Origin of the sequence: Bradyrhizobium sp. BR 1433 (assembly GCF_051547665.1) — a bacterium.
GTDB lineage: Bacteria > Pseudomonadota > Alphaproteobacteria > Rhizobiales > Xanthobacteraceae > Bradyrhizobium > Bradyrhizobium australafricanum.
Map to the genome: position 1 here is coordinate 8430397 of NZ_JBPUGG010000001.1, position 22135 is coordinate 8452531.

Below are 22135 nucleotides of genomic sequence, written 5' to 3' on the forward strand. Positions count from 1 at the left end.
TCGGCCGACATAAAGGGGAGGAATTGACATGACGAAAGCTGTGCACAGGAGGGCGTTTGCCGGCATCGGACTGGCGGCGATGGTGGCAACCGCCGCACTGGTGGCGGCGCCATCGCAGGCGGCCGGGCCGCGCGACCAGCTGCGCGAAAAATTCGACAAGTCGCTCAAGGGCAAGACGGTGGCCTGGTCGCCGGTCTGGATGGGCGTTCTGGAATCCGAATGGACGCGCGTGATGAAGGATCGCTTCGACGATTACGGCATCAAGCTCGTCACCCGCGACGCCAACATGAAGTCTGACATCCAGCTTCAGACCGTCAGCGACTATATCAACGACAAGCCCGACGTGATCGTGGTGCAAAATCCGAACGTCACGCTGCTCGCCAAGGAGCTGAAGCGTGCGATGGATGCGGGCATCTATGTCGTGCAGGTCAACATGGCGTCGAACACCCTGACCGACGCCTATGTCGGCGTCGATGCCAAGGATCTCGGCACCAAGATCGCGCGCGAGGTCATCAATCAGTGTGGCGGCGGCAAGGGCTCCGGCGAGGTTGCGATCCTCGAAGGCGAGGCGACCGCAGCCTATTCGCTCGACATGAAGAATGGCGCGATGGAGGTGTTCAAGACCGATCCGTCGATCAAGGTCGTGTCGTCGCAGCCGACCAGCTGGGACGCCAATAAGGCCGGCGACATCACGACCACCGTGTTGCAGCAGCATCCCAAGCTGTGCGGGATCCTCAGCGTCTGGGGACCGCAAACCGCGGGCGCGGCGCAGGCGATCAAGGCAGCCAACATGGGCGACAAGGTGAAGGTGTTCGTCGCCAGCGACGGCCAGCCTGCGGATTGCGATCTGCTCGAGCAAGGCGCGTTCTCCGCGAACCTGTCGTATCGCGCCGACGTGCAGGGCCAGACCATCGCCGACGCGGTGATCGCGCTGTTGCAGAGCGGCGACAAGCCGGGCGCGAAGAACATCGCCTATTACACGACCCCCGCCTGGGTGAAGTCGAAGGACGATCGCATGTACTGCTTCAGCATCCCGAAGGGCGCGAAGTAAGTCGTTCCGGCGCCCGCGCCCACCGCGGCGCGGGCAGGCCGGAGCTGTCGATCCAAATCCCCCGCGTCGTCCCGCCGTTCGGCCGCTGCTGCGCCGAGCCCGCCGGAGTCTGTTGATGAAGAGCCTGCAACGAGCCTGGCACCGCCATTCGCCCCAGTTGTTCCTGGGCGAACTGCTTGAGAAGCGCTGGATGGAGCCGATCATTCCATTCACGCTGACGATCGCGGTTTTCCTGGCCTTCGCGATCATGATCCCGCGCTACCTGACGGCGGGCAGCCTGCAGGAATTGATGCGAAATTTCGCGGAGCAGGGCATGGTCGCGGTCGCGATGGCCTTCTCCGTGCTGTCGGGCGGCATCGACCTGTCGGTCGGCGCGGTGTTCGCGATGTCGAACTTCCTCGCGCTCTATCTGTATCTCATCCTCGGGCTGCCGCTGCCCGTGACGATCGTGCTTGTGGTCCTGTTCGGTGCGGCGATGGGCGCGATCAACGGCGGCCTGATTGCCTACGGCAAGACCCGGCCGTTCCTGACGACGCTCGTCGTCCTCATCATCGTCCGCGCCGCCTACAACAAGGTGACGGTTGCGTTCACGAACGAACTCGCGAGCATCGACAGCGGGTCCAGTACGTGGGACTTCATGGGCTCGGGGAGGGTTCTCGGCATTCCCTTCAACATGCTGGTGCTGATCCTGCTTGCGGTCGGAACCCACTTCTTCCTCACCCGCATCAAGCCCGGCGTCCACATCATGGCGGTCGGGTCGAGCCGCAAGGCGGCCCGCCACGCCGGCGTCAACGTCAAGCGCGTGCTGTTCTCGGCCTATGTGATGTCGGGCGCGATCGCGGCGCTGGCGGGAATCCTCGATGCCGCCCGGCAGAGCAGCTCGGGCACCGACACCGGCGTCGGCTGGGAGATCAACGCGCTGGCCGCGGTGGTGCTCGGCGGCATCAGCCTGGCCGGCGGCCGCGGTACCATCGCGCGCGCCGTCATGGGCGCGGCGATCATCTTCATGCTCACCAGCGGCATGGTTCGGCTCGGCATCTCCGGCAACCTGACGACCGCCATCATCGGCATCATCCTGCTGCTTGCGGTCGGCTTCAACGTGAAGTGGGTCAAGAACAAGGGCAAGGTGCTGCAAAAGGTCTACGTCACCCCAAGCTGGGTTGATTTCGAGCCGCCGCCGTCGGTCGAGCGGGGCAGCGGCACGCCGTTCGCGGAGAACGATCGCCTGAAGAACGCGGAAGCGATCGCGCTCAACATGATCGAAGGCCCGGAAGACATCATCCTTGACCGCAAGGACAACCTCTACACCGTCAACCGCAACGGTTCGATCATCCGCTTTCTCGCGCCTGACTATACCGTGCGCGAGGAATTCGCACGCATCGGCGGCCGGCCGCTCGGGTTGGCGTTCGATCGGGATCAGAACCTCCTCGTCTGCATCGCGGGCATGGGCGTTTACGGCGTGAAGCCCGATCGCTCGGTCTTCAAGGTCACCGACCGCACCACGCGCACGCGTACGCGCCTCAAGGACGACTCGCGACTTTATCTCGCTGACGATCTCGACGTCGCGCCGGACGGCAAGATCTATTTCAGCGAGGCCTCGACCCGCTATGAACTGACCGACTGGGCGCTCGACGGCTTCGAGGGGCGCGGCAACGGTCGGCTGATCTGCCACGATCCGAAGACCGGCACCACCAGGACGGTCCTCAAGAACCTGACGTTCCCCAATGGCATCTGCATTTCGCATGACGGTCAGTCGGTGCTGTGGGCCAGCACCTGGCTATGCCAGATCAACCGCTTCTGGATCGCCGGCCCGAAGGCGGGCACCAGCGAAATCCTGATCGACAACCTTCCGGGCTATTGCGACAACATCAACCGCGCCTCCGACGGCAAGTACTGGCTCGCCTTCGTCGGCCTGCGCACGCCGGTCTACGACCTTGCGATGCGCAACCCTGTTTTCCGCACCCGCATGGTCAAGCAAATCCCGCCGGACGAGTGGCTGTGCCCCGGCATCAACTATGGCTGCGTGGTCAAGTTCGACGACAATGGCGTGGTGACGGAATCGCTCTGGGATCCGGGCGGGCTTTCGCATCCGACCATCACGTCGGTCCGTGAACACAAGGGCTATCTCTATATCGGGGGTCTGGAGAACAACCGCATCGGCCGTATCCGCCTGCAGGACGCCGACCCCACCTGGGAAGCGCACAAGTCCTATTGGGGAAGGGCCTGAGCCATGTCTCTGCTTGGCGATATCATCGATCGCGTGCTGTCCCCGAACCGGGAAATTCACGGCATTCCGGTGCTCGACGGCGCCTTCTCGCCGAACCAGCGGCTCGACCAGGCCCGCCAACTCGGCGACGAGATCGAGCGACCGGACGACATCGCGCTCGGGCAGGACGGTGCGCTCTATGTCTCGACCGGCAACCGCGTCCTGCGTTGCACGGGAGACGACTTCAACACGCGCGCGGCGTTCGCGACGCTCGACGGCCCGGTCGGCGGGCTTGCCTGCACGCCGGACGGCAGGCTGCTCGCCTGCGTCTCCGGCGTGGGGCTGGTGGCGCTTTCGCCGGCTGGCGAGATCGCCGGCAAGCTCGAAAGCGTCGGCGGCGAGAAGATTGCCTGTCCGTTGTCGGTGACGGTCGCGCCGGACGGGGCGATCTACCTGACCGACGGCTCGCGAAACAATCGGCCAGAGCAATGGCTGACCGACCTGATGCAGAACCGCGCCCCGTCGGGCCGGCTCATCGCCTGCAATTCCTCGCTCGGCAGTGCGAGCGTGCGCGCGGACAAGCTCGCATGGCCGCTCGGCTTGGTCGTGTCCGGTGACGGCGAGGAGGTCTGGGTCGCCGAATCCTGGACCCATCGCTTGACCGCCTTTTCACGCGCGGGTGACGACAGGCGCGTGATCGTCAAGAATCATACCGGCTATCCGGCGCGTCTTGCCCGAGGCGCGAACGGTGAGGTCTGGATGGCCTTCCTCGCGCTGCGCACGCAATTGACCGAATTCGTCCTGCGCGAGCGGGCATTCTGCGAAGAGATGATGCGGACGGTGCCACCTGAGCTTTGGATCGGGCCGGCGCTGGATGGCCGCCTCAATCCGCGCGAACCGACCCAGATCGGCCGCATCAAGAAACTCGGTATCCAGAAGCCGTGGGCGCCGCCGCGTTCCTATGGTCTCGTCGCCCGGCTCGACGACAAGGGCGCGGCGACCGAGACGCTGCACAGCCGCGTCGATGGTCGGGTTCATGGAATCACCGCCGTTCGCCCGATCGGCTCGCGCGTGCTGGCGGTGTCCAAGGGACGCGATTGCCTCGTCGAACTGCCGCCTGGTCGCGGCATGCAGGAAGGATGAACGCCATGCCGGCGGAACAACAGGCAGGGACCCCGCTGCTTCAGATCGTCAATGGCAGCAAGGTCTATGGCGGTCTGCACGCCATCGATGGTGTCAATTTCGATCTGCGGCCGGGCGAAATCCACGCGCTGCTAGGAGAAAACGGCGCGGGGAAATCGACGCTCTGCAAGGCGATTGCCGGTGCGATCGTGCTGACCTCCGGCGACTACCTGATCCAGGGACGCAAGGTTTCGTTCGCGTCGCCAAAGGAAGCGCTCGAGGGTGGGGTGGCGATGGTCTACCAGGAATCCAGCCTGGTCCCCTCGATGACGGTGGCGCAGAACCTTGAACTCGGCATGGAGAAATGGGTCACGGTCTACAGCAAGATCAACATCGCGGCGACCCAGTCGCTGCAATCGATGAACTTCAACGTCGACCCGCTCGTGCTGGTGGAGAATCTCGGAACGGCCAAGCGGCAGATGGTTCGAAATCGTGCGTGCGGTTCGCCACAACGCCCAGGTCTTCATCTTTGATGAGCCGACCGCATCGCTGACCCCCGAAGAGACGCAGCATCTGTTCCATCTTCTCAACACCCTGAAGGAGAAGGGCGCCGGGATCATCTTCATCTCGCATGCGCTGGAAGAGGCATTGAACATCGCCGATCGCATCACCGTGCTTCGCGACGGCAAGCTGGTCGCCACCGTACCGGCGAAGGACGTCACGCGGGACGCGCTCGTGCGGATGATGGTTGGCCGTGAGGAAACCGCAGCGCAGTACGCGACCCACGGGGCTGATCCGGATGCGCCGAAGCCGCATGCCTCCCGCGGTGAGAAGGTGCTTTCGGTCGAGAACGTGACGATGGGCAGCATCGTCAAGAATATGTCGTTCTCGGTGTTCAACGGAGAAGTCGTCGGGATCTTCGGGCTGGTCGGGGCAGGGCGCTCCGAGATCGCGCAGATCGTCAGCGGCGCCCGCAAGCGCAACTTCCTGCGCGGCGGGATGATCTATCTGCGGGACAAGCCGGTCCGCTACCGGGTGCCGCGGCAGGCGGTGCGCGACGGAATCGCCTACATCACCGAGGATCGCAAGGTCGACGGTTTCTTCGAGACGATGACGGTGGATCAGAATATCTATCTTGGCTATCTGTCGTCGCCGCGCGTCAAGCGGTTCCTTTACTCCGCGCGCGAGATGAAACGGATCGCCGATCAATGGATCTCGGCGCTCTCGATCTCTGCATTGAAGCGGACGCTGAAGATTGTCGAATATTCCGGCGGCAACCAACAGAAAGTCGTGGTGGGAAAGTCTCTGGCCCAGGAGCCTACGGTGGTCATCTTCGACGAACCGACGCGTGGTGTCGATGTGAGCGCCATTCCACAAATTCACGAGGCGATTCGCAGGCTGGCGCGCGAGAACAAGGCGGTTGTCGTTATTTCTTCCTATCTGCCGGAGATTCTGGCTATCTCGGATCGGATCCTGGTCGCTCGCGGCGGACGTATCGTCGAGGAAATGGCACGGGCTGATGCGACCGAGGACAAGATCATGTACGCGGCCATTCATTGAAGGAGGGCCTTTCATGAGTCCTTATCAGCGGCCTCCCCATTGGAAGGACATGACGCGGGACGGCAATGAGGACGATCCGGAGTCCCGTCGCCTGATGAGCGAGAGGATCGCAAGCGAGATTTCGCAGCGCGGTGCTGAGCGGCGAGATGCGGCCAGGCACGCGGATTCGGCAGGAGCTTCTTGCGGCCCATTTCGGAGCCAGCCGCATTCCCGTGCGCGAGGCGCTGAAGCAGCTCGAGAACGAGGGGCTCGTCGTGATGGCGCCGAACCGTGGCGCCTGGATTGCGGACGTCAATTCGGAAGAATCGATCGAGATCTACAAGATCCGTGAAGCGGTCGAGCCGCTTGCCATCGGCGAAAGCGTTCCAAATCTGACCGACGAGGATATCGAGACGCTTGACCGCATTGTGCGCGAACTTGAGCAGGTCACCACGCTCGAGGAATACATCCAGCTTGATCGGGAGTTTCATCTACGGACCTATTCGCGGGCGCGGATGCCGCAACTGCTCGTGATGGTCGAACGCTTCTGGAACAGCACGCAGCATTTCCGGCGACAGTTTGTGAGCGAGACCTATGCCAAGGACGGGTTTCCGTTCTCCGATCCCCAGCATGTCCTGATCATGGACGCGATCCGGGCGCGCGATGTCGAAGCTGCACAGGTGTTGGTGCGTCTCCACATCCGGCGCACGCGCGTTGTCATTCAAGCAAAGAGAGTGGGGCGGCCCAGCCGCCCCTTGCAAGCCGTGCCGCGCTTCCGCATGCGCGTCTCGGCTCGGTCTATCGAGGAAAAAGTGCCAATGAGTAGTGGCGGCGAACGCCTTTTGCCACGGTTCCTGCTGCGCCAGGTGGCGGCGGGCTATAGCGGCCGCCGGCCCGGACGGGGCTGCCATCGTTGCGACAGTGGTGGCAAGCGGCGATGACTGTCGACCTGGATTCCGTGTCGCGTGCACGCGCTTACGAGGAAGCCGCGGGCCGGCTGCGCGCGCGGCTCGGGGAATCGGTCGCTCCGCCCGATCCCGGAAGGCGGACGGCGCTTGATCTGTTTCGAGCCGCGCCGCGCGAGGCGCCGGCCGTGTTCTATTTAGATGCGACGCAGACCTATGCCGATATCGATCGGCTCAGCGACCGGCTCGCCGCCCGCTTCGCGCAAAAAGGAGTTGGGCGCGGCGATCGGGTCGCCGTCATTCTTCAGAATGTGCCGCAGTTCGTCATCGTCAGCGTGGCGGCCTGGAAGGTCGGGGCCATCGTCGTCAGCCTCAACCCGATGTACCGCACGCCAGAGCTTCGCAAGCTGTTCGGGGATTGCGAGCCGAAGGCGGTGATCTGCCACGACGATCAATGGGAGAACGTTTTCCTGGCCGCCGGTTCGGTCGATTCCGAGCTGGTGTTCTGGACCGGCGCTCGGGAATTCCAGCTGCGAAACGATGTCCGGGTGCTGCCGGTGCCGGGCGCAGCTCCGCAGGCCCGGGCGCTGGCGACGGTTTTCGCCGAAAATGCAGCCGCACCACCGGCACCGGTTCTGACGTCCGACGACATCGCCCTTCTCTTGTATACCTCCGGAACCACGGGCGTTCCAAAGGGCGCCATGCTCACGCATCGCAATCTGGTGGCGACCGCGTTGATCTGTTGCGATCATTTCGAATTGAACGGCACGTCGCGCATCTTTGGGGTCGCGCCGCTGTTCCACATCACCGGCTTTGAAATCCAGATGGTCGCGGCGTTTGCCGCGCGTGCGGCGATGGTGCTGACCTATCGCTTCCAGCCCCAGGTCGCGCTCGATGCCTTCCTTGAATGGCGGCCGACATTCATCGTCGGTGCCATCACCGCATACATCGCGCTGATGAACCAGGCTGACGCGACCAGCCGGCATTTCGAGAGCTTCGTTCATATCTATTCCGGCGGCGCGCCGATCGCGCCCTCGGTCATCGATGCCTTTGCGAGACGGTTCGGACGGGCGATCCGCAGTTCCTATGGAATGACCGAACTGACCTCTGCAAGCCATCTTGCGCCCAACGAGGGTCGGATTCCGGTCGATCCTGACTCAGGCGCGCTGTCTATCGGCAGGCCGACTTCGGGCGTCGATGCGATCGTCGTTGACGACGAGCGCCGCCCGCTCGGACCCGGCGCGCATGGCGAGGTGGTTGTGCGTGGCGCAGGCGTGATGGCCGGCTACTGGAGAAAGCCGGCGGAAACCGACGAGGTGCTGAGCAACGGCTGGCTGCATAGCGGCGACGTCGGCTTCTTTGACGAGAGCGGCTGGTTCTACCTCGTGGATCGCAAGAAGGACATGATCTCCGCCTCCGGCTTCAAGGTCTGGCCGCGTGAAGTCGAAGATGTGATCTATGGCTTTCCGGGCGTGCGCGAAGCAGCCGTCGTCGGCGCCGCCGATCCCTATCGCGGCGAGACGGTGGTCGCCTTCGTCTCCGCTCAACCCGGCACCGTGATCGACGTTGCCGCGCTCTCGCGCTTTTGCCGCGAGCGACTGGCGGCCTACAAGTGCCCGGTCGACATTCGCGTGCTGGACGATCTGCCGAAGACGGAATCCGGCAAAATCACCCGAAACACGCTCAGGGACGGCCTGCGCGGCCGGTAAGGAGAATCTACGTGGATATCACCCAAAGCGAGCGCAGCCAGCAACTGGCCGCGCGTCTCCAGCGCTTCATGATGGAGCACATCTACCCGAATGAGCGCCGATACTATCAGGAGGCCGAGCGGCTCGGGCCCTGGGCTGTGCACCCGGTTGTCGAGGAACTGAAGCCGCGCGCACAACAGGCCGGCCTGTGGAACCTGTTTCTGCCCGCTCACGAGGACGGGCTGACCAATCTCGAATATGCCCCGCTTTGCGAGATCATGGGGCGCTCGCATCTTGCTCCCGAGGTCTTCAATTGCAGCGCCCCTGACACGGGCAACATGGAGACCATCCTGCGCTACGGTACGGAGGCGCAGAAGGAACGCTGGCTGAAGCCCTTGCTGGCCGGCGAGATCCGTTCTTCCTTTGCGATGACGGAGCCCGACGTTGCCTCGTCCGACGCAACCAATGTGGCCAGCTCGATCGTCCGCGACGGCGACGATTACGTGATCAACGGTCGCAAATGGTACACCACCGGCGCCACCGATCCGCGATGCAAGATCATCATCTTCATGGGGCAGACCGATCCGCAGAATCCGGACCGTCACAAGCGTCAGTCGATGATCCTCGTGCCGAAGGAGACGCCCGGCGTGCATGTCGTCCGTTCGCTGCCTGTGCTCGGCTTCTACGGCGTCCCGGATCGTGCATCCGAGGTGATATTCACCAATGTACGCGTGCCGGCCGCCAACATGCTGCTCGGCGAGGGGCGTGGGTTCGAGATCGCGCAGGGGCGGTTGGGACCCGGTCGCATTCATCATTGCATGCGGTTGATCGGCCTCTCCGAGCGCGTGCTCGAGCGCATGTGCCGGCGCGCGCTGAAACGCGTCGCCTTCGGCAAGCCTCTCGCCGAGCAAACCGTGACGCTCGAGCGCGTGGCCGAAGCGCGCATGAAGATCGACCAGGCGCGGCTGCTGACGCTCAGAGCGGCCTACATGATGGACACGGTCGGCAACAAGGCAGCGCGGCAGGAAATCGCGATGATCAAGGTCGTCGCGCCGAACATGGCGCAGACCATTGTTGACTGGGCGATCCAGGCGTTCGGGGGTGGCGGCACCAACAACGACCATTTCCTTTCGGCAGCGCTCGCGACGACTCGCTTGTTGCGACTGGCCGATGGCCCCGACGAGGTCCACCGCAACCAGATCGGCAAGCTCGAATTGCGCCGATGGCTCAACGTCGATCCCGCACGGACCGGCGGTGGCGCGGATCCCTTGTCGCCCGATGAATCCGAATCCTGGTCCGAAGGCGGCTTGTGGCCGCGCCCGAAAGATTTGCCATAGGCGGGTTGGGAAGGGGCTGGAGCCGGAGCGCATCGGCTCCAGCGCTGATCAACAAAAGGAGAGTTGTGAGCGATCTCACAGGGGGACGTCGAGTCCTGCACTAGTCAGGACTCTCCCAGAACCAACGGAGGTTCGCATGAAGCTCCTGATGATCGCCGGCCTGACCGCCCTCGCGCTTTTTCTGGCTGCGACGAATGTCCCGAGATCGCATCCATCGTCCGTGAGCCACACATCGGTGGCAGGGATGCCCGTTGTGCAAGAACAAGACAAGCTGCCGGTTGAAGATTTCGACGATCGATCGCTGGTGTTTCCGAGGGGAACTCAGCAATAGAGAGAATGGTGCCGTCGCATCCGAACGCATTCGGTTCGGGATGAGCGGGCTGGAAATCGTCTGGCGTTGAACAGCGCGACGCGTCGGACGGCTTGTTCGCTTGCGCAGCCCCCGTCGCGCGCTGTGTTTCAAAAACTCATGAAGATCGGGTTGATCTCAGCGGGATCGCCGACATGTTCCGGGAATTGAAACGGCGCACCGTGGCGATCGACTATCAGAATTGCCAGTAGCAGCGCCAACACCGCAGCGATGTAGATGAGCAGTGGCGACGCGTCCCGGCTGGTGGGATTGCGATCCCGCGGCGGCAACACGCGAGAATGCCAAATGCGCGAGATGAACTGCAGATATGCTTTCGGATGTATTTGCATGTTCAACCTCGATTTGTGAGGCGCCTTTGCCAAGACTGCGACCGCGTGGGCCGCCCTTCAAGGCGCCGCTTGTCGCACCCCCGAACCGAATACGAGCTCCCTTGTTGATTACTGGTGAAATGGGCACGTTGTTGCCAGGGGCCAAGCCCGTCGCCCACGGACATGCCAGATTTCCAGAACGATCGCGGGCGGGGCCGATGGACGCCAGGGGAGCACTTTGGCCGGGCGGCAAAAACGGGCAGAATGGCCCGGGGCTTCGCTGCGAGTGTCTCCGACGGCCATGGATTTGATTTTGCGTCTCGCCACGTTCCTTGTACCAGCATCGCTGCTTCTTGCGCTGCAACCCGCGCAAGCGCAATTGGCCGGACACGGCGGACCTGTCCGCGCGATCGCCGTTTCAGGCGATGGCAGGACGGTTCTGTCGGGCAGCTTCGACACTGCGGCGATCCGATGGTCGCTGGCAACCGAGTCCGCGGATCAGGTCCTTCGCTTCCATTCGGGTGCGGTGAACGCGGTCGCCTTCCTCGGCGATGGAAGAATGGCAACGGCGGGTGCGGATGGCCGGATTGCCATCTGGACGTCGGGCCGGCCGCAGCCGGACCGGGTTTTCGCGGACCATACGGGACCCATCGTCGGGCTCGCCGTTTCGCCCGATGCATCCAAGCTCGCATCCGCCTCGTGGGACCATACCGTGCGGCTCTCGTCGTTGTCCGACGGGGGCTCGCGCGTGCTGCAAGGTCACTCGCAAAACGTGAATGGCGTGGCCTTTGCCCCCGACGGACAGTCGCTGGTGAGCGTGGGCTACGATCTGACGGTGCGGATCTGGCGCCTGCCGGACGGCAGCGCCGAGGTCGTCACGGTGCCGTTGCCGCTGAATGCCGTGGCCATCTCGCCTGACGGCGAAATCGTCACCGGCGCAGCGGACGGCAAGCTGCGCATGATGACGGCCGACGGCAAGGCAAGCGGCGAGGTCACGGCCGGCGCCACTCCGATCGTCGCCTTGGCAGTCTCGCATGACGGCGCCTTGATCGCCGCGGCGGCAATTGACGGCACGGTGGCGATCGTCGATCGCAAGGCGCGCAGCGTGCTGCGCACGCTCGCCGGGCTGGGCGGGCCGGTTTGGTCGGTGGCATTCCTGCCCGATGGCGTTCTCCTGACCGGCGGCGCCGACGGCAAGATCAGGCGCTGGAATGCACTGACTGGCGCGGCGGCCGGATCGAACGTGGTGGGCACGCCGAGGGACCCGCTCGCCGCTTATGGCGGCGATCACGGCGCCGAAATCTTCAGGGCCTGCGTCGCCTGCCACACATTGTCGGAGACGGAGGTGCAGCGCGCCGGTCCGACGCTTGCCGGACTGTTCGGTCGGAAGATCGCCTCGCTGCCGGGCTATCGCTTCTCCGACGCACTCAAGACGATGGACATCGTCTGGACGCCGGAGACCGTCTCAAAATTGTTCGAGATCGGGCCGAACGCCTATACGCCCGGCACGAAGATGCCGGAGCAGCAGATCGGCTCGGCCGAAGATCGCCGCGCGCTCACGGACTTCCTGGCGCGTGCGACGTCGAAATAGCCCGAGTTGGCGCTAGCCGCCTTGCGGCGTCCTCAAGCGAAAGCGTCAAGCCGCGATATCAGGCTCTAATACCCCGGCCATTGCTCCACTGGAATTTTCGTCAGCTCCGGGTTCTCCTTGAGCATGCGGGCGATATTAATGCTGGGATGTTCCTTGAGCGCTGCCACGACGCACTGGTTGACGTATTTGCGGCGGGACAGCCACTTGATCTTCTTGCCCTTCGCCTCGGCCTTGCAGGCGACCACTGCCTGCTTGAGTGCAACCTTTTCGGCTTTGGTAAGAGCGGCGGCCTCGACGGCTGTGCCGCCAAGGGCGGTGGTGACAAGGCACGTCGACAGAACCTTCATGAATCGAGGCATGCGGCTAGTCCTTGTTCTCGCGTTGACGCAGGTAGTCATCCGTCGTTCGTGGCGGCGCGCGTTCCGGCACGTCCTGGATCGGATCGAACTGCTGTTCGCTCATGACGATGACCCGGCAATCGGCGCACATCCGCAAGGCCTCGGTCCGGCGGTCCCCGGCAGGGTACATCCAATGCCGTCCCTCGAGTTTGGTCGCGATCCGATCGATCGTGCTCTTGACGCCGAACGGCGTGCCACAGCGAATACACAGGGCAGGTTCTTCTTCCTTGATCACCCGCGCCGGCGCGCGTCTTGCCCGGAAATCGATCTGCGGGGTGAGCCTGATGACTTTTTCAGGACAGGTGCTCTGACACAAACCGCACTGCACGCAGGCGTCCTCCACGAATTTGAGGACAGGGCGGTCGGGATCGGCGCGGAGCGCGCCGGTTGGGCAGGCCGAAACACAGGACAGGCACAGCGTGCAACCGCCGACGTCGACGGTGATCGCACCGATAGGTGCACCTTCGGGCAAGGCGATCACGTCAACCGGCTTGGGGGCGAGGCGATGCAGTTCGCTCAAGCCGAAGCGAAGGAGATCGCCGCGCTTGCCGACCGTCAGGAACGTCGCGGGATTATCGAGGCCGGCGAGGGGGCCAATCCCCGTCAGCTGCTCGGCCAGAGTGTCCGGATCGTCGGTTTCGATCGTGCTCACGCGGCGGCCGTCAAATCCGAGTCCGGCAAGAATGGTCTCGGCCATCCGGATCGTCTGCAACGATCCGGTCACGTCGTGTCGTGGCTTGGCGCGCAGCAGGAGCCGCACGGCAGCCGCGCCATATGCGAAGGCCCCGATGATGGCTTCCAGGCCGACCTGCGTCAGCTCGTTGACGGCGAGGGGAAGCACATTGGCCGGCAATCCGTCGCCATGGCGGGCGAGCGCATCGATCAGCGGCGTGCCGTGCTGGCTGTCGTGCAGCAGCAGGACCGGATGCGTTCCGCCGGCCTCGCGATAGGCGCGCAACATGGCGCGGAGGATCTGCAACTGGGTATCGGCGGGTGGCAGCGCGTAGGATGCTGCTCCCGTGGGGCAGGCGGCCGCGCATTGCCCGCAGCCTGCGCACACCTCCGCGTTGACTGCGACATGGTCGCCGTCCGGCGTGATCGCGCCGGTCGGGCACAAATCGAGGCAACGATGGCATCCGGTCAGCTTCGAGCGCGAATGCGCGCACAGACTGGGTGTGAAGTCGACATATCTCGGCTTGTCGAAGCTTCCGACGAGATCGCGGGCCGCAAGCACCGCACGCAGCATGGCCGCGGGATCTCTCGGATCCGCGCGGAGATAGCCGTCCCGCAGATCGTGTGCGGGAAACAGAGGCGGCTCGCCGGAGAGGTCAAGCACGAGATCGCAGCGCGAGATCGCGCCGTTGCGGGGGGCTTCGAACTCGAAGCGGGCGCGTGAGGACGGGCGTGGCTGCGCGTAGTCGTCGATCGTGAGCTCGAAGCCGCCAAAATGCCCCCGTGCGTTGCGGATTGTGCCCTTCACGATCGGGAACACGGCTGCGGCAGGCGGCACGACGTCCGCCGGCTTCCTGAGCATGACCGTGACGTCGAGATGGTCCGCCAGCAGCCGGCCGGCCTCGATCGCGGTCTCGTCGCGCCCATAGATCAGGATGATGCCATCGCTCGACAATGTGACCAGCGGATAGTCCGGCGCGGGAACCGCCGCCACCGCAAGCAGTGCCGCCGTCTTCGGGCCCGCCTTCGCGCCGTCGTGCGACCAGCCTGCCGTCTCGCGGATGTTGACGAAGCTGGTCGGGCCAGCGCGTTCGCCCATCTCATTGGTGAACTGGCCGGCCTGCTGCGTGCAGGCGACGGTCAGCGGGCCGTCGGCTTTCGCGGCATTGCGGAAATGTTCGAGCTCGGCGCCGCAGAGATGACGATGGCTCCTGATCTCGCAGTTGGGACATCCACGCTGGATCGCGGCCACGTCAAGGCGCATCGTGTCTTCACACGAGCAGATCAGGACGGTCTTCGCTGGCTGCTCCAGGTCGATCCCTCCGCGGGTGCGGCGCCGTCTTACGGACTCGCGCCATTCCTTCACCTCGTATAGATATTCACTATCGGGAAGAAAAGGAAAGTGGAGGACCTTGCGGTCGACCCGAACCAGCCGGGTCTCCGTGGCGGAAGCGATCCATCTGCCGCCGCCATTCACGCTCGTTCGGTTGCGTGAGAGCGGAGACGCCTTTGCTCACGCTTGCCGCATTGCACCCAAAAGCGGTGCCGGCACGCTGGTGTGCGTCGGCCGGTTCGATCTTGCCGAATTCGCCGTGGTGCTCGAGCCGGGCGAGCCCTTGGCCACCGCGCGGCGCGCGTTCTATGCGGGCATGGTCGCGCTCACCGACGCTCTGCGCGCCTATGCGCCGCCGCACAAGACGGTCGCGATCGGCTGGCCCGACGCCGTCGTGATCGACGGTGGGCTGGTCGGCGGCGGACGGATGGGATGGCCGATGTCCGCGCGCGAGGACGAGCCGCCTGCCTGGCTGGTGTTCGGCGCCATGATCCGGACGGTCGCAATGGCCGATCAGGGATCGGGCGTTCATCCGCTCGCGTCCGCGCTGGATGAGGAGGGGTTTGGCGAAGCGGGAGCCGTGCAGGTGACCGAGAGCTTTGCGCGGCACCTGATGCGGGCGATCGATAGCTGGCAGACCGACGGCTTTGGCAGCCTCGCGCGCGACTATCTCAGCCGGATCCCCCGCGAGCGGCGAACCGTGCTGCGGATCGATGACGGCGGCGATCTCCTCACGCGCCGCGTCGGTGCCGACAGGATCGAACGCAGCGTACTCGTCAAGGCACTCGGAACGCCGTCCTGGTTCGATCCGAAGCTCGGAGGGCCGCGGCTATGAAACTGCTCCGCAGCATCGCGCTCGATCCCTCCGACACCTTCGTATTCGATGTGGCGGCCGAGCCGGGCGAATGGGCCGTCTCCGGCGCCTTCCGCTTCTGCGATCAGGATCCGACGAAGCTGACCGGCAAGGCCCGCGTCGCGTTCCGCAGTGGCTTCCTTGGGGTGCAGTCCTGGGGCTGGTCGACGCTGGTGCAGATCGTGCCTGCCACCGAGAACGATTGCAGCGCGCTGATCGACCGCCTCGCGAGGCAATTGATCGATCGCTTCGGAGCGCCGGATCTGGCGACCGCGCGGACGGCGGCGGAAGAGGAGGTCGCCTTCGCGCAGTCGCTCTGCAACCATCCGGTCAGCTCGCTCATTGCCGTTCACCGTTCGGTGAGCGACGGCGAAGTCCGGGAATCGTTCCGCAGGCTGCAACTGCGCCAGGGTCAGGGACACGGCAAGGCGTTCTCGTTCATGGAAGTCGAAGACGATGTCGAGCCTGACGGTGATCTCAAGCTTGCCGATATGCGCGGGGAGTTGCGGCACCGATGAATGATTTCTGGATCGCGTGCGGCCACCATCTGCTCGATCGCGACGAGAGCGGGGGGCTTTGCGTCACCGACGAGTTCCTGAAGGCCTATTTTGTTCGTCCGGAGCTGGTTCCGCCGAACGAAGCATGCCCAGTCGAGCGGCGGCTGCACCGCGCGCTGCTCGCGGCTCCCCGCAGGCCGGTCGGCGCGGAAGAAATCGAAGCGATTGTCGATGCGGATGCCCGAGAGAACTGGCGGCTCGTGCTTGCCTTCCGCGACCTCCTCGTGCGGCATCCGACGCTGGAGCAGGCCTATCTTGCAACCGTCCGGTCCGGGACCAACGATTTGCCGCCGCTGTTTGTCAATCAGCTCGTGCACGTGATCCTGCGCAATGCGCTCGATGGCTGCGATGATCCGTTCGTGCTGCGCGCAGCCGAACTGTTCTTCCGCCCGCAGCGCATCCTGCCGCAGGAGCAGGCCCTGCTGCTCGGCGATGAAGAGGTCGTCGGTGGACGAGACTCCGACCCCGGTGCTCTCGCTGATGTCGATGCTGGGCGCGGTGACCGATGCCGAGCTGGACGTCTTGCGTGAGGACAATGCCGACGACTACTGGCGCCGGAGCGATCAATTCGACATGGCATTCGACCTCACCGCAGGCGGCCGCGGGCCGGCGGCGCTGGCGCAGGCGATGGTGCGCTGGATCTCCCATCTGCTCGGGATCGACGTCAGCATTGAGCCGCTGCGCGAGCTGCGTGATGAACGTCTCACCTGGTATGTCGGGCTCGACGCCGACGCGACCAGGCTCGGCGACCGTCTCTGGCATGGCGAGCAGCTCGACGACCGCAGCGCCGGACGCGTGCTCTCCTTGTTCCGCCTGACGTTTGCGGACACGAGCGCGGCCGCAGACGAGATACGGGGCGAGCCGGTCTATCTCATTCTGTCGATGAACGCCGATCAGAAGCTGCGGATGAAGCCGCAGAACTTGCTGACGGGGCTGCCGGTCAAACATCTGGAGATGGCGACATGAGTCCGGCCGCGCTGCCGCTTGTGCGTGTTCCCGTCGGCGTCGTGGTGGAACGGCATCAGGCGGACTCGCCGTGGACCGATTTCGTCTGGCGCGCGGTTGCCGTTCTGCCCGACGAGCCGGACACCAAACCCTGGACGGTGCTTCGCGACGAGAACGGGACGACGCTGTTTTATGCCGGCAGCGCCATGGTCGATCTCTATGGTTCCGAGACGGCGCGCTATCGCGACAATCTCGCCTCGGGCAGTCCGGCCATCTGGACGGTCTTGTCGCCGGCGGAAGGCGCCTGGCCCTATTCGGTGGCTGCCGCGACCGCCGATCCTTCGGAGGGCGAGGCGTTCACGGAGGCCGGTGCGAATCTGGTCGAGGCTGTCCCCATGCCGGAGATGCTGCGTGAGCAGATTGAAAGCTTCATTGCCGAGCACCACGTCGAACGTGAGTTCTTCAAGCGCAAGCGACGGCAGGCCGATCCGGAGGCGCTCGCGCGCCGGCAGCATGAAGGCGGACACGAATGAGTGAGGACAAGTTCCTGGCGCGCTGGTCCCGTCGCAAGCAGGAGGCAAAGGCGAACGCCACGCAACCGGACCCGGCAATGCGCGACGACATGCAGTCGATGCCGCCGCCTGCCGTGAACGACGACGACACGGAATTCGACCTCTCGAGCCTGCCTTCGCTCGACTCGATTACGTCGGCGACCGACATCACGGCCTTCCTGCGCAAGGGAATTCCGCAGGAGCTGACGCGTGCGGCGCTTCGTCGCGCCTGGACTGCCGATCCCGTCATTCGCGACTTTGTCGGGCTTGCCGAGAACGCCTGGGACTTCAACGACCCGACCGCGATGCCGGGCTTTGGCCCGCTGGATTGCTCCGAGGCCGAGCTCACCGCGCTCATCGACAGAATCGTCGGCGGCCTCGGCAAGCCGGCCGAGGCGCTGCCTGAACGTTCGGTTGAAGTCGCGGATTCATCGCAGGAATTGCGCGAGGTCGAGTTGCCGGGCATCGCCGCCGAAGAAGCCGCGACCACGGGATCCGCGCCTGATCCTGCTGCAACGCAACGAACGCTCGCCGAAAGCGCCGACGGCGAACAGGTGCCGGTTGAGCGCCGCACGCACGGCAGTGCGCTGCCCCGCTAGGGACCGCGACGAAAGGCCATAGCCTCAGACTATGCGAGCTGATTGACCCCCCGTTGGGCCGGGACTAGGCTCCGCTAGCGCTTTGTAACAAAAGCAAAATCAGCACCCGGGACTTGGATGGAGGTCCACGTGCGCGATGCTGGCCTTGAGCGAGCCATTGACGCCGCCGGCGGCGTTGCAGAGCTTGCGCGCAAAATCGGCATCAGCCAGCCCTCTGTTTCGAACTGGAGCAAGGTGCCCGCGCAACGGGTGATCGCTGTCGAAGCCGCCACCGGCATCTCGCGCGATAATTTGCGGCCTGATCTGTACAGCGAGCCGCTTCACGCCGAAGCGCCGATCGATTCTGTCGATGTTGCGCGCGCGCAGGAATATCTGCTGCTCGCGACGCTGTTGTCCGCCGCACCATCGAAGAAACTGCTCGATCAACTGGCTGCATTGACCGCCGATGCGACGCCGCTTGGGCGCGCGCATGCCGCGCTGGCCGAATCCGCCGCCAATGCAGTCGCGGCGACGGTCGAACGCGAATATTTCGATCTGTTCACAGGTCTCGGCCGCGGCGAGCTCTTGCCCTACGCCTCCGACCATCTGACCGGCTTTCTCAACGAGCGGCCGCTGTCCCGTCTGCGCGCCGACCTCGCTGCCTCCGGGATCGAGCGCATCGCGAACAATTCCGAGCCGGAAGATCACGCGGCTATCCTGTGCGAGATCATGGCAGGCTTCGCGGGAGGGCGTTTCCCGGCGCCGTTCGACGCGCAGCGCGCCTTCTTCGGCAAACACGTCGCGCCGTGGATGGGGCGGCTGTTCGTCGACATCGAGCGCGCGGAGAGCGCCGTCTTCTATCGTGCGGTCGGTGCGCTTGGTCGCGCCTTTATCGAGATCGAGACAGAAGCATTCACGTTCGCGAACTGACCCGCATCCGCAGGTCCAGGAGAGATGCGATGAGTGAAGACAGGACAACCACAGTCGGGCGCCGCGATTTCCTGCGCAAGGTCGGCGTCGGCACGGTGGGCGCCGGCGCGACCCTCGCGACGCCGCTGGTCGGGGCTGCGCAGGCTGACAGCGAAACCAACGATGAGAAGCGCAAGGCGCGCTACAAGGAAACCGATCACGTCAAGGCGTTCTACCGCGTCAATCGTTATCCGGCCAAGGGAGGTTGACCGTGCTGATCAAGCGAACAAACCAGCGTTCCCTGCGCCAAGGCTCCGCCGCCAGCTCCCTTGCAGATCAGGCCGGTGGCCTCGACCGCCGCAGCTTCCTGCGCAAATCCGGTCTTGCTGGCGGCGCGCTTGCCGCATTCGGCACCTTGCCGCTCGGCAGCGTGCGCAAGGCGGAAGCCGCGGCGGCCGGTCCGCTCACGGCGGGAGCGACCGTGCGCAAGAGCATCTGCACGCATTGCTCGGTTGGGTGCACGGTGACGGCCGAGGTCTTGAACGGGGTATGGATCGGCCAGGAGCCGAGCTGGGATTCTCCGATCAATCGCGGCTCGCATTGCGCCAAGGGCGCCTCCGTGCGTGAGCTCGTGCACAGCGAGCGGCGGCTGCGCTATCCGATGAAGCTGGTGGGCGGACAGTGGACCCGCGTCTCCTGGGACACCGCGATCAATGAGATCGGCGACAAGATTCAGGCGGTCCGTGAGAAGTCGGGTCCCGATTCCGTCTATTGGCTCGGCTCGGCCAAGATGACCAACGAAGGCGCCTACCTGTTCCGCAAGCTCGGTGCGTTCTGGGGCACCAACAATACCGATCACCAGGCCCGCATCTGCCATTCAACCACCGTCACCGGCGTCGCCAACACCTGGGGCTACGGCGCGATGACCAACAGCTACAATGACATCCGCAATGCGAAGACGCAGGTCATCCTGGGCGGCAATCCGGCCGAGGCGCATCCCGTCTCGCTGCAGCATCTGCTCGAGGGCAAGGAGCTGCAAAGGGCCAACTTCATCGTCATCGACCCGCGGCTGACGCGCACCGCCGCGCACGCGACCGAATATGTGCGGATGCGGCCGGGTACCGACATTCCGGTGCTCTACGGCATGATGTGGCACATCCTGCAGAACGGCTGGGAGGACAAGGAGTTCATCCGGCAGCGCGTCTACGGTTTCGACGACCTCAAGAAGGAGGTCGAGAAATGGCCTCCTGAGGAAGTCGAGCGCGTCACCGGCATTCCCGGCGAGCAGCTCAAGCGCGTCGCCAAGATGTTCGCCACCGAGAAGCCGGCAACGTTGATCTGGGCCATGGGCCAGACGCAGAAGACCGTCGGCACCGCCAATGTGCGGGCGAGCTGCATCGCGCTGCTGATGACCGGCAATGTCGGCAAGGCCGGCGCCGGCGCCAACATCTTCCGAGGCCACGACAACGTGCAGGGCGCGACCGATGTCGGGCTCGATATCGTCACGCTGCCGTTCTACTACGGCCTTGCCGAAGGCGCCTGGAAGCACTGGTCGCGGGTCTGGGAGGTCGACTATGACTTCCTGAAGGCGCGGTTCGATTCCAAGCAGATCATGGAAACCCCCGGCATTCCGCTGACCCGCTGGTTCGAGGCGGTGACGTTGCCGAAGGAGCAGGTTGCGCAGAAGGACAACGTGAAGGCGGTGTTCGTGCAGGGACACGCCTCCAACAGCATCACCCGTATCCCTGAATCCCTCAACGGCCTGAAGGCGCTCGAGCTGCTCGTCATCGCCGATCCGCATCCGACGACCTGGGCCTCGCTCGCGGTCGAGGCGGGACGCACCGAAGGCGTCTACATTCTCCCGGTCGCCACCCAGTTCGAGTGCAAGGGGTCGCGCGTCGCTTCCAACCGCTCGCTGCAATGGGGCGAGCAGATCGTGAAGCCGATCTTCGAGTTCGAAGGACGATCTCGAAATCATCTATCTGATGGCGAAGAAGCTCGGCTTCGCCGATCAGATGTTCAAGAAGATCAAGGTCGAGAACAACCTGCCCGAGGCCGAGGACGTGCTGCGCGAGATGAACCGCGGTAGCTGGTCGACCGGCTATTGCGGACAATCGCCCGAGCGCCTCAAGGCGCACATGAAGAACCAGGCGAAGTTCGACATGCTGACGATGCGGGCGCCAAAGGATGATCCCGAGGTTGGCGGCGACTATTACGGGCTGCCTTGGCCGTGCTGGGGATCACCCGAGGTCAGGCACCCCGGCACGCCACTGCTCTACAACACCAATCTGCACGTGATGGACGGCGGCGGCACGTTCCGGCCGCGGTTCGGTGTCGAGCGTGAGGAGAAGCTGCCGGACGGCACGACGCGGAAGGTAAGCCTGCTCGCGGACGGCTCGTATTCGTTGGGGTCGGGAATCCAGGATGGCTATCCGGAATTCACGCTGGCGAGCCTGAAGAAGCTCGGCTGGGACACCGAGCTCACCGAAGCGGAAATGGCCGTGATCAACAAGATCAATCCGGCCAATCCGGACACGGTGTCGTGGTCGCTCGATCTGTCGGGCGGCATTCAGCGCGTCGCGCTGGCGCACGGCTGCGTACCCTACGGCAACGGCAAGGCGCGCATGAATGCCTTCGGCTTGCCGGATCCGATCCCCGTTCACCGCGAGCCGATCTATACGCCACGCGTCGATCTCGTCGCCAAATACCCGACGCTGCCCGACGCCAAGCAGTTCCGGATGCCCAATATCGGATTCTCGGTGCAGAAGGCCGCGGTGGAGAAGGGCATTGCAAAGCAGTTTCCGCTCATCCTCTCGTCCGGCCGTCTGGTCGAATATGAGGGCGGCGGCGAGGAGACGCGCACAAACCCGTGGCTCGCCGAGTTGCAGCAGGACATGTTCATCGAGATCAATCCCGCCGATGCCGCCGATCGCGGTGTCAAGGACGGTGGCTGGGTCTGGGTCACCGGCGCCGAGAACAATTCCAGGGCGAGGATGAAGGCGCTCGTTACCGAGCGGGTCGGCAAGGGCGTTGCCTGGATGCCCTTCCATTTCGGCGGCTGGCTTGCGGGCAAGGATCTTCGCGGCAACTACCCGAAGGGCACCGATCCGATCGTGCTCGGCGAAAGCGCGAACACGATCACCACCTACGGATACGATCCCGCGACGGGCATGCAGGAGCCCAAGGTCACTCTTTGCCAGATCGCGGCGGCATAAGGAGCAA

17 protein-coding genes and 3 pseudogenes are annotated in these 22135 nt (G+C 64.4%); 17 read left to right on the forward strand and 3 right to left on the reverse strand.

All coding sequences use genetic code 11. The annotated features are described in order from the left end of the window. Positions 1–28 precede the first annotated feature (28 nt). The 8 genes and pseudogenes from ACSKB9_RS40365 (at position 29) to ACSKB9_RS40400 (ending at position 10179) form a co-directional block, all read left to right on the forward strand. Positions 29–1051 (forward strand): sugar ABC transporter substrate-binding protein, encoded by a 1023-nt coding sequence (locus ACSKB9_RS40365; protein ID WP_028334112.1) that lies wholly within the window; start codon positions 29–31, stop codon positions 1049–1051. 115 nt (positions 1052–1166) lie between these two features. Further along, positions 1167–3278, forward strand: a complete 2112-nt coding sequence (locus tag ACSKB9_RS40370) for an ABC transporter permease (protein WP_438079821.1) — start codon at positions 1167–1169, stop codon at positions 3276–3278. A 3-nt stretch (positions 3279–3281) separates the two neighbouring features. Continuing rightward, positions 3282–4400 (forward strand): SMP-30/gluconolactonase/LRE family protein, encoded by a 1119-nt coding sequence (locus tag ACSKB9_RS40375; protein ID WP_438079822.1) that lies wholly within the window; start codon positions 3282–3284, stop codon positions 4398–4400. After that, a pseudogene (locus ACSKB9_RS40380) lies at positions 4397–5939 on the forward strand (sugar ABC transporter ATP-binding protein). The gene ACSKB9_RS40375 and the pseudogene ACSKB9_RS40380 overlap by 4 nt, the downstream one beginning before the upstream one ends. A gap of 131 nt (positions 5940–6070) precedes the next feature. Beyond that, entirely contained in the window at positions 6071–6859 is a 789-nt protein-coding gene (locus tag ACSKB9_RS40385) for a GntR family transcriptional regulator (protein ID WP_438079823.1), read from the forward strand. Beyond that, a complete protein-coding gene (locus ACSKB9_RS40390) occupies positions 6856–8532 on the forward strand; it encodes an AMP-binding protein (RefSeq protein WP_438079824.1) in 1677 nt (558 codons plus the stop codon). The genes ACSKB9_RS40385 and ACSKB9_RS40390 overlap by 4 nt, the downstream gene beginning before the upstream one ends. An 11-nt stretch (positions 8533–8543) precedes the next feature. After that, a complete protein-coding gene (locus tag ACSKB9_RS40395; RefSeq protein WP_092084491.1) occupies positions 8544–9848 on the forward strand; it encodes an acyl-CoA dehydrogenase family protein in 1305 nt (434 codons plus the stop codon). Positions 9849–9984: 136 nt separating this feature from the next. Then, entirely contained in the window at positions 9985–10179 is a 195-nt protein-coding gene (locus tag ACSKB9_RS40400) for a hypothetical protein (protein WP_438079825.1), read from the forward strand. Positions 10180–10307: 128 nt separating this feature from the next. Here the strand turns inward: ACSKB9_RS40400 and ACSKB9_RS40405 are convergent, their stop codons facing one another. Further along, positions 10308–10547, reverse strand: coding sequence for a hypothetical protein (locus ACSKB9_RS40405; RefSeq protein ID WP_057017128.1), 240 nt, complete (start codon positions 10545–10547; stop codon positions 10308–10310). A 280-nt stretch (positions 10548–10827) separates the two neighbouring features. Between ACSKB9_RS40405 and ACSKB9_RS40410 the strand changes: the two genes are divergently transcribed. After that, positions 10828–12117 (forward strand): c-type cytochrome, encoded by a 1290-nt coding sequence (locus ACSKB9_RS40410; RefSeq protein WP_438080607.1) that lies wholly within the window; start codon positions 10828–10830, stop codon positions 12115–12117. A gap of 65 nt (positions 12118–12182) precedes the next feature. Here the strand turns inward: ACSKB9_RS40410 and ACSKB9_RS40415 are convergent, their stop codons facing one another. Together ACSKB9_RS40415 and ACSKB9_RS40420 are read right to left on the reverse strand one after the other, a co-directional pair. Further along, the gene (locus ACSKB9_RS40415; RefSeq protein WP_225159402.1) at positions 12183–12476 is read right to left on the reverse strand and encodes a hypothetical protein; all 294 of its coding nucleotides are present in this window, start codon (positions 12474–12476) and stop codon (positions 12183–12185) included. A 4-nt stretch (positions 12477–12480) separates the two neighbouring features. Then, positions 12481–14451, reverse strand: coding sequence for a 4Fe-4S binding protein (locus tag ACSKB9_RS40420; RefSeq protein ID WP_438079826.1), 1971 nt, complete (start codon positions 14449–14451; stop codon positions 12481–12483). Between the two features lie 148 nt (positions 14452–14599). Here ACSKB9_RS40420 and ACSKB9_RS40425 point away from each other — a divergent pair, with 148 nt between their 5' ends. From ACSKB9_RS40425 to ACSKB9_RS40460, 8 genes and pseudogenes are all read left to right on the forward strand, one after another. Further along, positions 14600–15355, forward strand: coding sequence for a biotin/lipoate--protein ligase family protein (locus ACSKB9_RS40425; RefSeq protein ID WP_438079827.1), 756 nt, complete (start codon positions 14600–14602; stop codon positions 15353–15355). Then, entirely contained in the window at positions 15352–15891 is a 540-nt protein-coding gene (locus tag ACSKB9_RS40430) for a DUF6505 family protein (protein WP_438079828.1), read from the forward strand. The genes ACSKB9_RS40425 and ACSKB9_RS40430 overlap by 4 nt, the downstream gene beginning before the upstream one ends. Then, positions 15888–16896: pseudogene (locus tag ACSKB9_RS40435) on the forward strand (DUF6352 family protein). Before ACSKB9_RS40430 ends, ACSKB9_RS40435 begins: the two are co-directional and overlap by 4 nt. Continuing rightward, a complete protein-coding gene (locus tag ACSKB9_RS40440) occupies positions 16893–17408 on the forward strand; it encodes a DUF3305 domain-containing protein (protein ID WP_438079829.1) in 516 nt (171 codons plus the stop codon). The pseudogene ACSKB9_RS40435 and the gene ACSKB9_RS40440 overlap by 4 nt, the downstream one beginning before the upstream one ends. Next, entirely contained in the window at positions 17405–18025 is a 621-nt protein-coding gene (locus tag ACSKB9_RS40445; protein WP_438079830.1) for a DUF3306 domain-containing protein, read from the forward strand. Before ACSKB9_RS40440 ends, ACSKB9_RS40445 begins: the two co-directional genes overlap by 4 nt. A 129-nt stretch (positions 18026–18154) precedes the next feature. Continuing rightward, a complete protein-coding gene (locus ACSKB9_RS40450; RefSeq protein WP_438079831.1) occupies positions 18155–18934 on the forward strand; it encodes a Cro/CI family transcriptional regulator in 780 nt (259 codons plus the stop codon). A 29-nt stretch (positions 18935–18963) separates the two neighbouring features. Next, complete coding sequence (locus ACSKB9_RS40455; RefSeq protein ID WP_028345027.1) at positions 18964–19182, forward strand: twin-arginine translocation signal domain-containing protein; 219 nt, start codon at positions 18964–18966, stop codon at positions 19180–19182. A 2-nt stretch (positions 19183–19184) separates the two neighbouring features. Further along, positions 19185–22128: pseudogene (locus ACSKB9_RS40460) on the forward strand (molybdopterin-dependent oxidoreductase). Positions 22129–22135: the final 7 nt, after the last annotated feature.